The organism is Comamonas testosteroni TK102, from assembly GCF_000739375.1.
GTDB lineage: Bacteria > Pseudomonadota > Gammaproteobacteria > Burkholderiales > Burkholderiaceae_C > Comamonas > Comamonas brasiliensis.
Genome location: NZ_CP006704.1, coordinates 1,621,213 through 1,634,810, shown reverse-complemented (window position 1 = coordinate 1,634,810; position 13,598 = coordinate 1,621,213). Strand labels below are relative to the sequence as shown.

Sequence of the window (13,598 nt, the reverse complement as noted above, 5' to 3'; positions counted from 1 at the left end):
CAAGGAGACCGACCTATGCAGCAGTTCGACTTGCTGATCCGCAACGGCCGCATCGTGGACGGCACCGGGGCCCCGATTTACCGCGCGGACCTCGGAGTGCGCAACGGGCACATCGCCGCCATCGGCCAGCAACTGGGCGACGCCGTGCAGCAGATCGATGCCGACGGATTGCTGGTGACGCCGGGCTTTGTGGACGTGCACACGCATTTCGACGGTCAGGCGACCTGGGATGAGAGGCTTTGGCCCAGCTCGCAGCAGGGCGTGACCACGGCGGTGATGGGCAACTGCGGCGTGGGCTTTGCTCCCTGCCGGCCCGAAGACAGGGACCAGCTGATTGCGCTCATGGTGGGGGTGGAGGACATCCCCGACACCGCGCTGCATGAAGGTCTGCGATGGAGCTGGGAGAGCTTTCCCGAATATCTGCAAGCCTTGGCAGCGCGGTGCTACGACATCGATATTGCCGCCCTGCTGCCTCACGCGCCGCTGCGCGTCCACGCCATGGGCGAACGCGCCATACGGCGCGAGCCAGCCAGCGCCGAAGACATCAAAGCCATGCAGCAACTGGTCCGGCAAGGCCTGGCCGCCGGCGCCGTGGGCCTTTCCACCTCGCGCACCATGGCCCACCGCTCCAAGTCGGGGGACTTCACCCCCATGTACCAGGCCGCGAGCGAGGAGTTGCTGGCGCTGGGACTCGCGCTCAAGGACTACCCGAACAGCGTGTTCCAGATGATCTCGGACTTCGAACACGTCGGCGATGAATTCAGCATACTCACACGCGTCGCTCAGCGCACGGGCCGTGCCGCCACCCTCACCGTGCTTCAGTATCCGCACCGCCCGCAGCTGCACCGCGAACTGCTGCAGCAGATCGAGAAAGCCAACGCCGACGGGCTGCGCATCATGGGCCAGGTGCTGAACCGCCCGGTGGGCGTGCTCATGGGGTTCGAGTGCAGCCTGAACCCCTTCTCCTGCCGCCCCAGCTATGCGGCGCTGGCGCCGCTCGAGCCGGCAGAACGCCTCAGGGCGCTGGCACTGCCCGCCACGCGCAGCGCCATCCTCGGCGAGAAGGACCGCAACCCCCATCTGTTCATGGAGTATTTCGGCCAGAACTTCGCGGGCATGTATCCCTGGCGCGGCGAAGAGCCCAACTATCTGCCGCAGGCAGGCGATTCGGTTCAGGCGCTGGCCGATGCCGCCGGCTTGCCGCCGCTGGAGTGGATGTACGACTTCATGCTGGGGCGTGAAGGCCAGGCCCTGGTCTATCTGCCCATGGCCAACTATCTGGACCATGACTGCAGCGCTGTGCACGAGCTGCTCGGCCATCCCCATACCGTACCCGCCTTGGGCGACGGTGGCGCCCATGTGGGCACCATCTGCGACGGCAGCGCCACGACGTTCCTGCTTACCGAATGGGTGCGCGAGCGCGGCCTGTTCAGCATCGAGCAGGCCATCCATCTGCTCACGCAGCGGCCGGCCTCGCTCTACGGCTTTGCCGACCGGGGAGTGCTGCAGCCGGGCAAGCTGGCGGACCTCAACCTCATCGATCTGCAGGCGCTCAGGATTGAGCCGCCGCATATCGCCAGAGACCTGCCCGCCGGCGGCAAGCGCTTTCTACAAGGCGCGCAGGGCTATCGCTACACCATCAAGTCCGGCCAGATCACCTACCGCGACGGCAGTGCCACCGAGGCATTGCCGGGCCGCCTGCTCAAGCGCAGCGAGCTGACGCCCGGCTGAGCGCGCCAGGGCATCCACGGCTTCGAGGCCAATACGGCGCCTGAGACCGGCACCCGCTTTTCATTCGACAGGAGACCTCCGTGCATATCCCCGTATCCGCCTCCGGAACCGCGCCCCCGGCTCACGAGCAGCCGTCTTCCCTGAGCCACAGGCAGCGCAATTACATGCTGTTGGTGTTGTTCTTCGTCTACACCATGGCCATGGCCGACCGCAACATCATGGGCGTTCTCATCCAGCCCGTGCAGGCCGAGTTCCATATCTCCGACGGCGCCATGGGCCTGCTCACCGGCCTCGCGTTCGCGCTGTTCTACAGCGTGCTGGCGATACCGTTCGGGCGCTATGCAGACCGCTCCAACCGGCGCAATCTGGTTGCCTGGTGCTGCCTGGCCTGGAGCATTGCCACGGCCCTGTGCGGGCTGGCAGTGGGTTTCTGGACGCTGGCCGCTGCCCGCGTGGCGGTGGCGATCGGCGAGGCAGGCGGCAGCGCGCCGTCGGTGTCGATGATCGCCGATGCCTACCCTCCAGAGCAACGCAGCCGCGCCATGGGCATCTATATGCTGGGCGCGCATTTTGGCGTGCTGTTCGGCCTGGGCGCAGGCGCCTGGATTGCGCAGGAATACGGCTGGCGCCATGTCTTCATCTGGATGGCCATTCCCGGCATGGTGGTGGCCATGCTGCTGCGTCTTACCTGCATGGAGCCGCTGCGCAAGCCCTTGCCGCATGCGGATGGCAACATATCCCGGGCCCAGGAAGGATTTCTGCAGGTCCTGCAGTCGCTGCGTCGCAACCATGCCTTTGTCGGCATTGCCACAGCCGGCGTGATACTGACCTTCGCCGGTCAGGCCATAGGCATCTGGAACACCTCTTTTCTCGTGCGCTCCTATGGCCTGAGCCTCAAGGAAGCAGGTGCCATTTTTGGCGTTCTGGGTGCCAGCGCCGCCGTCACCGGGGCCCTGTTCAGCGCATGGCTGACCGACCGTCTGATCCGGCACGATGCGCGCTGGCAGCTATGGCTGCCTGCCATGGGGGTGCTGCTTTCCATCCCGTTCGGCATCTACTTCTACCTGGCGCCTGCCGAAGGCATCTGGCCGCTTTGGGGCCTGAAAGTGCCGCAGGCCATGCCCGCCTATCTGGTGTTCGGCGTGCTGATGAGCTTCTGGGTTCCGCCCACCTATGCGGCACTGACCAATGTGGTGGCCTCCACACGCATGGCCACGGCGATGGCGATCTTCGGACTCTGCGCCTCTGCCGTGGGCGGAGGACTGGGGCCCTTGGTCGTGGGCCTGATCAGCGACGGCCTGACGGCCAGCTACGGCAAGGAAGCCCTGCGCTATGGCCTGGTGGCCATGGTCGGATGCTGTCTGCTGGCCGTGCTCTGCTACCTGCTCTCGCTGCGTGACTATGTGCGCAGGGTCCAAGGCCATCCAGATACCTGAGGCACCCGAGCAACTGAGCAGCCGCCAGCGCCCCGGCCATCTGCCAGGCCATGGCCGGCCCGGGCGATCTCGCATTCCGGATCGCAAAGCCGTCGCTGGCTGCGCCGGGCGGTGCCTGGCCGAGACCGGCGATATAGTGGCTGCGTCAATTTCCGGGCCTACACGCCATGTACCTGCGCAAGCTCTCTATCCCGCTTCAAGCATCGCTCATGCTGAGCTGTTTCGCCATATCCTGCAGCGCGCAGGAGACTGCCGCCTGGGACCAGCAGGCCACGGGCCGCACTTCCATCACCAGACTGGGCACGATTGACTACGAGGTGGGCTACAGCAGCGTCGGCTTTGACCATTTCTCTTCTGAAATCGTGGCCAGATGGAATGACGGGGGAGCGCAGGAGCAGACGCTGTATGAAGGCATTTACGACAGGCCGCCCGCCAAGGTCTGGGGGAGCGGGCCCCATCTGTGCGTGGCCATGCAGACCTGCGCACGCTATTCGGATCGCTGCAGCCGGTATGTGATTGCACACCGCTATGACGCGCAGGCAAAGGCATTTGTGGCACTGAAGTCCGAGAAGACGGCGCGCCGGATCTGCGCTGCGGCACGCTGAAAAAAAAGAAGGAGGCCGGGGCCTCCTTTGAATCCCGTCGTCAGGCGCGACGAACAGGGTATTCCTTCACCGTCTGCAAATGCTCCTTCTTCTCGCTCAGGCTGTCGCGGCAGTCAGCGGCTCATGCCCGGCCACATAGGCCTTGGCCCAGCGGTAATCAGCCTTGCCTGCCGGGCTGCGCCTGACTTCAGTGGCCAGATACACGGCGCGCGGCAGCTTGTAGCCCGACAGATTGCTGCGGCAGACTTTCTCGAACTCCTGCAGATCGAATTCGTGGCCCGGCTGCACCTGCACCACGGCCACCACCTTGCTGCCCCAGCGCTCGTCCGGAACGCCCACGACCACCACATCCTGAACCGGCGGGTAGCGGCGCGCGGTTTCCTCCACCTCCTCGGGGTAGACCTTCTCCCCCCCGGTGTTGATGCATTGCGAGCCGCGGCCCAGCACCACATATTCACCCGTGGTGTCGATGCGAGCCCTGTCCCCCGTCAACACCCAGCGGCTGCCATCAACCATGACGAAGGTCTCGGCCGTTTTCTTGGGATCGCCGTAATAGCCCAGGGGCATGTGGCCACGGCGCGAAAGAATGCCTTCCTCTCCGGGCTGGCTCAGAATGCGCAGGTCCTCTGAGATCACACTCAGGTCGGGACGCGGCGCGATGCGCATGAAACCTTCGCCCTCGGGCGTCTTCTCCCCCCCGCCCAGAACGCCGGATTCGGAGCTGGCCATACCGTTGTTGAGCACCAGATGCGGCACCTGCAGCAGCAGCCGCTCCTGCAGATGACGCGAGAACACAGCACCGCCGTTGCCGAAAATCATCAGCGACTTGAGCGGCCATCGCCCAGGGTTGTTCTCGAGCGCCTGGATGATGGGCAGGGCCATGGCATCGCCCACCACTGCCATCACATTGATCTGGTGATGCTCGATCAGATCCAGCATATGCACGGGATCGAAGTTCTTGCGCTCGTTCACATAGACAGGGTGCCCGGAAAACAGGCTGATCAGGGTCGCCCACATGGCCGCGCCATGCATGAGCGGAGCCGCCGCCAGATAGGCCAGCGCCGGGCCGTTGGGCACCAGTTGCAGCAGCTCCTCGGGTGTCTCGATGGGGGGACGGCGGAAGTAATAGCCGCCACCGCCCAGGGCCCCCATGAACAGCGATTTGTGAGGCCACATCACGCCCTTGGGCAAGCCCGTGGTGCCGCCGGTGCAGAGCATGAAGATATCGTCGTCGCTGCGCTCGGCGTCCGTGAGTTCCCGGGCGCCTTCGGCCAGCACCGACTCGTAGGGCTGAACGCTTCTGGGCAGGCCATCGCGCACAGTGCCAACCCGCAGCGCAAGGCGCAGCGTGGGCACCCGGGGCATGACTTCCAGCACCGATGCATCGAAGTCCGCGCCATAGACCAGGGCTCGCAGATCCAGGCTGTTGAACAGTCCCTGCAGCTCATCGGCCACATAGCGGTAGTTGACGTTCACCGGCACGGCGCCGATCTTGCTGCAGGCAAAAAAGGCCTCCAGATACTCGGCGCAGTTGTAGAGCTGGATGCCGACGTTGTCGCCCCGCCCGATGCCGCGCGCGCGCAGCGCATTGCCCAGCTGATTGGCTCGCTCGTCGAGCTGCTTGAAGCTGAGCTTCTGGTCGCCGCAACCGAAGGCCGTGCGATCAGGTACGGCCTGTACCACCAGCTCAAAAATATCTGCCAAATTGAAGGTCCGCTTCATCTTCCTGTCTCCGTCTGTCCTTGAGTTGTTCTGAATTCACTGTGTCTGCAATCGCTCTCATGCTCGGCGGCTGGCCTGCGGCATCCATCGTCCGCTTGAACTGGGGACAGACCCTTGGTCACTGGCGCGCCAATGCTCGGACCCAACGGCCTGTGCTGCCAAGAGCGCCAACCCTGGGGCAGCTTTGCTGCAATGCCGCTCAAGCCGTCTTTCCTGCTGCAAGCTGCGCCGCGTAGTGCCTGATGACCCAGACATAGATTCCCACCGCCAGCAGATAGAACGCCAGCATGCAGACCAGCGCCCAGCGCATTGACTCCTGCCCGTAACCAGCAGTGAAGGCATCGCTGAGCAGTCCCACCGCCAACGGCCCCAGGCCGCCGCCGACAGCCGTCAGCAGCAGGTTGTAGATGGACAGCGAGGTCGCCAGGCGATGCGCTGCGATCACATTGGTCAGTGCCGCAAACACTGGCGCCGCCCAGAAGCTGGAGAAGATGGCAAACAGGCCATAGAAGGCCACGGCATGGGGAATCTGCAGCCCCGCAAGCTGCCAGCTCTGGGGCGAGGTGTTGAGATAGAAGGCCAGCCCCAGCGGCACCGAGATCAGCGTACCCAGAATCGGCATGCCCACCTGCCAGCGCTTGTCGCGCCTGGCCATGAGATCCGTCAGCCAGCCGCTGAGCAAAGCACCAGCGATGGCTGCAGGCCCGCCGATGAAGCCCATGATGGCGCCCGCATCCTTGAGCTGCAGACCATGCGATCGGACCAGAAACGCCGTGTTCCACATGCCGATCGCATAGCCCGAGAACGCCATCAGCATGCTGGCCAGACCCAGGCCCACAAACGCCTTGTTGCGTGCCAGCGCGGCCATGACATCGCCAAATTTTTCGACGGCTGCCTGTGCCGCCGGGCGCCCGTCCTGAGCCCCCCGCTCGGGCTCACGGCAGGTCAGGCGCAGCAGCAGGGCCACCAGCACGCCAGGCAAGGCCAGCCACAGGAAAGCCGAGCGCCAGCCGTAGTGCTGGGCGATCCAGGCGCCCACGCCGAGCCCCACCAGTGAGCCCAGGTGCGGGCCCAGGCTGAACACGCTCATGGCGCGGCTGCGCTGCTCGGGCGGATAGACATCGGCGATCATGGTGGTCGATGCCGCCGTGCTGCCCGCCTCTCCCACCGCCACGCCCACACGCGCGGCCGTCAGGCTCCAGAAGCCCATCGCCATGCCGCACAGCCCCGTGGCCATGCTCCATCCGGCGCAGCACCAGGCAATCAGGTTGCGCCGGTTGCAACGGTCGGCAAGGCGGCCAAAAGGCACGGCCAGAATGCTGTAGAACAGCGCAAAGGCCAGACCCGTGAGCAAACCCATGGCGCTGTCCGAAACCCCCATCTCCTGCTTGATGGGCTGAATCAGCACCCCCATGATCTGGCGGTCGATCATGCTCACGCCATAGACGAGCAGCAGTACCAGCAGCAGATAGTGACGTCGCCAGCCCGTCACGTTGCCAAGCGGCTGCCGATGGGCCGAAGCAGCTTGCGACACGCGGGTCGCAGCAGATGCACTCATTTCCTGTCTCCTCAAGAACGTGATCTGCGCCACGTTGAATCAATGAAGGCTTGCCCCCGGCACAAGAGCCGGGCACAAGGGCACAGCACATGCTGCTGCGCCGCACCGGATCACCGGGCCAGCAGTTCGCAGAAGGGAACATCCCTGTCGCTGCGCGGCTCGGCGGCCAGCCCCAGCACGCGCTCGCCAATGCTGTTGAGCACCACCTCGTCGGTACCGCCCGCAATGCGCATGCCGGCAGAGCCAAACCACAGACGCTCCACCATTGCAAAGCGCTCACCCAATCCGCTGGCCGCCAGTTCGCTGGCCGTCAGCACGCCGCGCTGGCCCAGCAAGTCGATAGCGAAGTAGCTGAAGGACTGCAGCGCGGCAGCGGCCACGTTCTTGGCGCCGCTCATTTCCGGGCCGGGCTGGCGCCCCTTGCTCAGCGCCGTCAGTGCGCGGCATTGCAGCAGCCATAGCGCCTGCTCTTTCAGATAGAGATCGGCCCAGCGCTCGCGCAGGCGGCCGTCCTCCAGTGCGGGCCGGCCTTCGAAGCGAAGATCGGCCAGCAAGCCTGCCGTGGTGCGCCACAGCTCGGCGGGCATCACGCCGCCAATGGCCAGGCGCTCGGCCATCAAGCCCGTCAGCGTGACCTTCCAGCCACCGCCCAGCTTCCCCACCAGTTGATGGTCGGGCACGAACACATCCTCGAAGAAGACCTCGTTGAACTCGGACTCGCCGCCGGCCTGACGAATCGGGCGCACGGTAATGCCGGGCGAATGCATGTCCAGAAAGAAGGTGCTCAGCCCTTCGAACTTGCTGGCCTGCGAATCGGAACGGGTCAGCACCAGGCCCCACTGGGCAAACTGCGCGAGCGAAGTCCAGACCTTCTGGCCGTTGATGATCCAGCCCTCGCGGCCATCGGTCGCGCGCTCGGCACGTGTGCGCACCATACCCAGGTCGGAGCCCGCGCCTGGCTCGCTCAGCAGCTGGCACCAGAGGTTCTTGCCGCTCAGCGCCGGGGCCACATGCTGGCCCAGCACTTCGGGACTGGCATGTGCCATCACCGATGGCAGCACCATGCCCAGGCTCACATTGAACATGCCCGTTGGCACTTTGACCTTGCCCTCCTCCTGGCGCCAGATCAGCTCCTGCATGGGCGTGCCGCCACGGCCGCCGAGCACCTTGGGCCAGGTGATGGCGCCAAAGCCTGCTGCCGCCTTCCGGCCTTGCCAGACCCGGGCCGCCTCCAGGCGCTGCGCGGCCGTCATGTCGCGGCCGAAATAGTCGTCGGCGCTGGCCTTGGGCTCGGCATTGGCCTGCAGCCAGGCGCGGCATTCGGCGCGGAATGCTGCCTCTTCGGGCGTGTCCTCGAAATCCATGGACTGGCTGTCGGCCTGCTTCGCGCTCTTTGCAGGCGCCTCAGGCTCAGCTGCGAGAAGCCGCTGCTGCAACTCGGCCGCGACCTGCTCGCGCCAGGCATGGATACTGCCCAGCTCCACGGCCTGCTGACGCGCGCGGCGATAGAACAGGTGGCAGTCCAGCTCCCACGTATAGCCCATGCCGCCGTGGGTGTGCAGGTTTTCCTGTGCAGCGTCCGACAGCGCCTGGGTGCTGCTCACGCGTGCTGCTGCGGCTGCGCCCGCCAGCTCGGGCGCGCCATCGGCCGCAGCCATGTCCGAAGTCAGCGCCCAGGCGCCGTAGTAGCAATGCGCACGGGCCAGCTGGTTGCTGGTGTAGAGATGGGCCAGCTTGTGCTTGATGCCCTGATAGGAGCCAATGGGCCGGCCAAAGGCCTTGCGCTCCCTGGCATAGCTGCTGGCCATCTCCAGCGCGGCATCGGCCGCACCCAGCTGCTCAAAGGCCAGCATCACGGCCGCGCGATTGCGCACTCGCCGCATGACCTCGGCAGCGCTGCGGCTGCCGTCCAGCTGCTCTGCCTCCGTATGGTCAAAACTCAGGCGGGCATAGGGCTTGGAAGGGTCCAGCGTCCTGAGCTTTTCGCGCCGCACCGAGCCGTCAAACCTGAAGGCCACCAGCACCTGCACCCCCGTCGCGCTGCGCGCCAGCGCCACGCCCCACTGCGCGGCCATGCCGTCGGCCACCAGCGGGCAGTCGCCCTTCAAGGTCTTGCCGTCAAACAGGGGCAGACCGGATGGAGGGACCTGCCCGTCGGCAGGCGCTGCCAGACAGCCAATGCTTCCGCCAGAAACCGGCAGCAGCCATCGCGGGCGCTGCGCAGAATGCTCCTGTGTAGATAGCAATACGGCCTGCACCGCCAGATACATGGTCGAAGCCAGGGGCACGGGGCTGAGCTGGCGGCCCACTTCTTCGGCCACCACGCACATCTCCATGGCACCAAGGCCTATGCCGCCGCAGTCCTCGGGCAGCATCAGGCTGGTCACCCCCAGCTGGGCCATGCCGCTCCAAACGCTCTGGGCATGCTCGCCCTCGCCCTCAAGCAAGGCACGCGCCTGCGTCAGCGGCGACTCCCTGGTCAGGAATTTGCGAATCTCATTGCGCAAGGCATTCTGGTCGTCACTGAAATCGAAGTTCATCTTCTGTCTCCACCCAATCTTCCAATATTCAGGCCACGGCGGCGGCTCTTGCGCCATCAGACAGCGCAGCGGCCGCTGCGCCGGACATATCCGACATCCTGTTGGCAGGCGGCGTCAGGCCCAGCACCAGGTCGGCACCCTTGTCGCCGATCACCACCGAGGCCGCATTCGTGTTGCCCGACACCAGATGCGGCATGACCGAGGCATCGATCACGCGCAGACCCTGCACGCCCTTGACCCTGAGGTCGGACGTGACCACGCTCAGCGGGTCGGCCGCATCGCCCATGCGGCAGCTGCCACTGGCGTGATGGCCCGAGCCCAGGTACATGGAGATCCAGTCCAGCAGCTCGTCATCGCTTTGCAGATCAGGCGTCGGACGGGTCTGCGTTTCGATCATTCCGGCCAGTGCAGGCTGACGGGCAATCGTGCTCGCCATGCGTACACCGTGGAGCAGCGCTTTGCGGTCACGCTCGTCGTGCAGAAAGTTCATGCGGATGCTGGCCAGCTCCTCGGGATGGCGGCTCTTGAGCTGGAGCTGGCCGCGCGAGTAAGGTCGCACCTGGTAGGGCGCCATCGTCATGCCGGGGAAGGCCTCTGTGCGGTAGTTCTTGCCGCTTTGCATATAGCCTTCGATATCGCCGGTCACGGGCAGGCCGTGAATCTGGATGTCGTTGTAGGGCAGGCTCGCATCGCTGCTGAACCAGGCGGCAAACTCCGAAGCCGGCATCGCCATGGCGCCCTGCCTGGTCAGCAGGTACCGGAGCAGCGAAGCGCCAATACCCAGGCCTCGCAGCGAGCGGTTGAGGCTGGGCGTGCCGGCCTTCATGCGCCAGGACATGGGGACAATCGCATGGTCCTGCAGATTGGCCCCCACTCCGGGCAGATCCACTTTGACCTCGATCCCCATCTCCTGCAGATGCGCGGCCGGGCCGATGCCCGAGAGCATCAGCAGCTGGGGCGACTGCAGGGCACCGGCGCACAGCAGCACTTCCTTGCCGGCACGGGCAGCGTGGCTTGCGCCCGCCCTGTCCTTCCAGTGCACCGTGCTGGCGCGCAGCCCGTCCAGACCGATGCCGGTGACCAGCAGCTGCATGCGTACATCCAGATTGCGCCGCTGCATGGCGGGCTCGATGGCATTGCTGGCCACCGACGAGCGCCGGCCATTCTTGAGATTGACCTGAAATAGCCCCGCGCCCTGCGGATGGCCGTTGTTGAAATCCCGGCAGGCGGGCAGGCCCGCCTGAATCGCAGCCCGCACCATGGCCAGCGATACCGGGTGCGGATGGTGCAGATTGTTGGCGGTCAGCGGCCCGCCCCGCCCATGCCAGGGCTGGATGAACTCTGCCTCGCTGCGCTGCTGGTCCTCGGTGCGCACAAAGTAGGGCAGCAGCTGCTCATAGCCCCAGCCCGCCGCCCCCTGGGCAGCCCAGCTGTCGAAATCCGCCCGGTCGCCGCGCACATAGATCATGCCGTTGATGGACGAAGACCCGCCCAGGCGCTTGCCGCGCGGCAGGCTGATGCGGCGATGGGCCGCGTACTGCTCGGGCTCTGTCTCATGACCCCAGGAATACTGGGGGCTGTTGATCATCTGGCCCCAGCCCGAGGGCATGGACACCAGCAGATCCTTGTGGCTGGCGCCGCCTTCCAGCAGCAGCACCTTGTGCTCGCGACTCTCGCTCAGTCTTGCCGCCAGCGTGCCACCGGCCGAGCCTGCGCCGATGACGATGTAATCAAAGATTTCCTCCATGGCCTGTCTCCATTGATTGTTATTGGATGAGTGACTGTGCCGAGCCGGTACCGGGTGGGCGCGCCCGCCCACCCTTTGGGCTCTGGTCAGGCCCTGGCGGTTTTGCCGTAGAAGGTCTGCCCCCTGGCCGCCATATCGCGCAGCAGCTGCGGCGGGCGCAGTTGCTCGCCAAACAGATCGGCCAGACGGTCGGCCTCGGCCACGAACTGCGGCAGACCTATGCCGTCGATAAAGCAGAAGGGGCCGCCCGTGTAGGCCGGAAATCCCACGCCGAGAATCGAGCCGATGTCGCCATCGGCCGGCGCCAGCAGCACGCCCTCCTCCATGGCATGCGCTCCTTCGACGGCTTGCACATAGAGAATGCGCTGCTTGAGATCATGGGCGCTGGGCTGCAGGGCTTTCAGCGGGTAATGCTCGGCCAGGCCTGGCCAGATGCGCTTGCCGCTTTCATCGTAGTCATAGAAGCCCTTGCCCACCTTGCGGCCCAGACGGCCCAGCTCGAACAGCTTGCCGATCACGGGCACGGAACGGCCTGGCTTGTATTCCCCAGGGAACTCCTTGGCCTGGGCTTCGCCCGCATGCTTGGACAGATCGATCGACAGCTCGTCGGTAATCGCCAGCGGCCCCACGGGCATGCCCGCATGCTTGGCACAGTTCTCTATCAATGCCGGGGCAATGCCTTCGGCCACCATGCCGATGGCGTCATCCACAAACGCTCCGATGAAGCGGCTGGTGAAAAAGCCGCGCTTGTCATTGACGACAATCGGGGTCTTCTTGAGCTGGGCCACAAAGTCCAGTGCCTGCGCCAGCGTGGCATCCGAGGTCTGACGGCCGCGAATCACCTCCACCAACGGCATCTTGTCGGCCGGCGAGAAGAAATGCAGGCCGATAAAGCGATCGGGCCGCTCGCTTGCCTGCGCCAGCAGGCTGATGGGCAGGGCCGAGGTATTGCTGGCCAGCACACAGGTTGGCGGCAGCACAGCGTCCAGCTTCTTCGTGACTTCGGCCTTGATGGCGCGGTCTTCGAACACGGCTTCGACCACCATATCGGCATCGCGCAGCAGCTCGTAATCGGTGCCGGGCATGATGCGCGCGAGGATGGCGTCGGCCTTCTCGCGGCTCTGGCGGCCCTTGTCCACCAGCCTGGCCAGCGCCTTCTCGGCGTACTGCTTTCCTTTGTCTGCTGCCGCCTGATCCCGGTCTATCAGTACCACCTGAATGCCGCGCTGGGCGGCCACCAGCGCAATGCCCGCGCCCATCATGCCTGCGCCTATCAGGCCCAGCTTGCGGCATTTGAAGGGCTCCAAGCCTGCAGGGCGGTGCATGCCTTTCTCGGCCTTGCTCCTGTTGACGAAGAGCGTGCGAATCATCCCGCGCGCCACGGGGCTGCGCGACAGCGTTGCCATGTACTTGCTCTCGATGCGCAGGCCCTTGTCCATGGGCAGCTGGCAGCCTTCGTAGATGCAGCTCTGAATGCACAGCGGCGCCGGCATATTGTGAAAGGTCTTGGCCTGCAGCAGGGTGTTGCCCACCACAAAAGCCGGGGCCACGCGCGCATCCAGCGGGCCGCCACCGGGAATGCGAAAGCCTTTCACATCCCAGGGCTGCACCGCCGTGGGACTGGCCAGCAGCCAGGCCTTGGCAGCGCCGAGCAACTGCTCGGGAGCCACCACCTCATCCACCAGTCCTGCCTCCCTGGCCTTCACGGCCTGCAGCTGCTTGCCCTCCATCAGAAAAGGCATGGCAGCCAGAATGCCGATCATGCGCGGCAGGCGCTGGGTGCCGCCGGCACCAGGCAGCAAGCCCACTTGCGCCTCGGGCAGGCCGACCATGACCGTGGGGGCATCGGCTGCAATGCGGTGGTGGCAGGCCAGGCAGATTTCATAGCCGCCGCCCAGTGCCATGCCGTTGATGGCCGCTACCAGCGGCTTGCCCAGGGTCTCCAGTTTGCGCAGCAGCCTGGACAGCGATGCGCAGGAGGCGAAAAGCTCCTCGATGGGCATGTCCGCCATGGCGTCGATATTGGCCTCCATGCCCATCAGGTCGGCACCGGCGACAAAGCTGTCCTTGCCCGAGGTAATGATGCCGCCGCGCACCCCGTCGTCGCCTTGCATGCGTGCGATACAGGCCTCCAGGCTGTCCATGAAGGCCTGGTCGATCACATTCATGGTCTTGCCGGGGTAATCCAGCGTCAGCGTGGCAATGCCGTCCCCGTCTACGGCGTAGCGAATGATTTCCGTTGTCATGATGTCTGCTTCC

8 protein-coding genes are annotated in these 13,598 nt (G+C 65.3%); 3 read left to right on the top strand and 5 right to left on the bottom strand.

Going from position 1 to position 13,598, the window contains the following annotated elements; genetic code table 11:
• The first annotated feature begins 15 nt into the window (after positions 1 to 15).
• The 3 genes from O987_RS07390 to O987_RS07380 all read left to right on the top strand — a co-directional run bounded on the left by O987_RS07390 (position 16) and on the right by O987_RS07380 (position 3,772).
• Entirely contained in the window at positions 16 to 1,731 is a 1,716-nt protein-coding gene (locus O987_RS07390; protein ID WP_043371334.1) for an N-acyl-D-amino-acid deacylase family protein, read from the top strand.
• Positions 1,732 to 1,811: 80 nt separating this feature from the next.
• Entirely contained in the window at positions 1,812 to 3,167 is a 1,356-nt protein-coding gene (locus O987_RS07385) for a spinster family MFS transporter (RefSeq protein WP_051962136.1), read from the top strand.
• Positions 3,168 to 3,376: 209 nt separating this feature from the next.
• A complete protein-coding gene (locus tag O987_RS07380) occupies positions 3,377 to 3,772 on the top strand; it encodes a hypothetical protein (protein ID WP_235214291.1) in 396 nt (131 codons plus the stop codon).
• 96 nt (positions 3,773 to 3,868) lie between these two features.
• Here the strand turns inward: O987_RS07380 and O987_RS07375 are convergent, their stop codons facing one another.
• The 5 genes from O987_RS07375 to O987_RS07355 form a co-directional block, all read right to left on the bottom strand.
• Entirely contained in the window at positions 3,869 to 5,476 is a 1,608-nt protein-coding gene (locus tag O987_RS07375) for an AMP-binding protein (RefSeq protein WP_235214289.1), read from the bottom strand.
• A gap of 217 nt (positions 5,477 to 5,693) precedes the next feature.
• Positions 5,694 to 7,052, bottom strand: coding sequence for a spinster family MFS transporter (locus tag O987_RS07370; protein WP_043371328.1), 1,359 nt, complete (start codon positions 7,050 to 7,052; stop codon positions 5,694 to 5,696).
• 110 nt (positions 7,053 to 7,162) lie between these two features.
• Positions 7,163 to 9,592 carry an acyl-CoA dehydrogenase gene (locus O987_RS27545; RefSeq protein ID WP_051962135.1) on the bottom strand — a complete coding sequence of 810 codons (2,430 nt, stop codon included), beginning with the start codon at positions 9,590 to 9,592 and terminating at the stop codon, positions 7,163 to 7,165.
• 28 nt (positions 9,593 to 9,620) lie between these two features.
• Positions 9,621 to 11,339: a GMC family oxidoreductase gene (locus tag O987_RS07360; RefSeq protein WP_043371327.1), complete on the bottom strand. Its 1,719-nt coding sequence runs from the start codon at positions 11,337 to 11,339 to the stop codon at positions 9,621 to 9,623.
• A gap of 86 nt (positions 11,340 to 11,425) precedes the next feature.
• Positions 11,426 to 13,585 (bottom strand): 3-hydroxyacyl-CoA dehydrogenase NAD-binding domain-containing protein, encoded by a 2,160-nt coding sequence (locus O987_RS07355; protein ID WP_043371326.1) that lies wholly within the window; start codon positions 13,583 to 13,585, stop codon positions 11,426 to 11,428.
• Positions 13,586 to 13,598 lie beyond the last annotated feature (13 nt).

Excerpts from the sequence above, each read along its gene's own strand:
- O987_RS07380 (WP_235214291.1), top strand. The coding sequence starts at position 3,377 with ATGCTGAGCTGTTTCGCCATATCCTGCAGCGCGCAGGAGACTGCCGCC.
- O987_RS27545 (WP_051962135.1), bottom strand. The coding sequence starts at position 9,592 with ATGAACTTCGATTTCAGTGACGACCAGAATGCCTTGCGCAATGAGATT.
- O987_RS07355 (WP_043371326.1), bottom strand. The coding sequence starts at position 13,585 with ATGACAACGGAAATCATTCGCTACGCCGTAGACGGGGACGGCATTGCC.
- O987_RS07360 (WP_043371327.1), bottom strand. The coding sequence starts at position 11,339 with ATGGAGGAAATCTTTGATTACATCGTCATCGGCGCAGGCTCGGCCGGT.
- O987_RS07390 (WP_043371334.1), top strand. The coding sequence starts at position 16 with ATGCAGCAGTTCGACTTGCTGATCCGCAACGGCCGCATCGTGGACGGC.
- O987_RS07370 (WP_043371328.1), bottom strand. The coding sequence starts at position 7,052 with ATGAGTGCATCTGCTGCGACCCGCGTGTCGCAAGCTGCTTCGGCCCAT.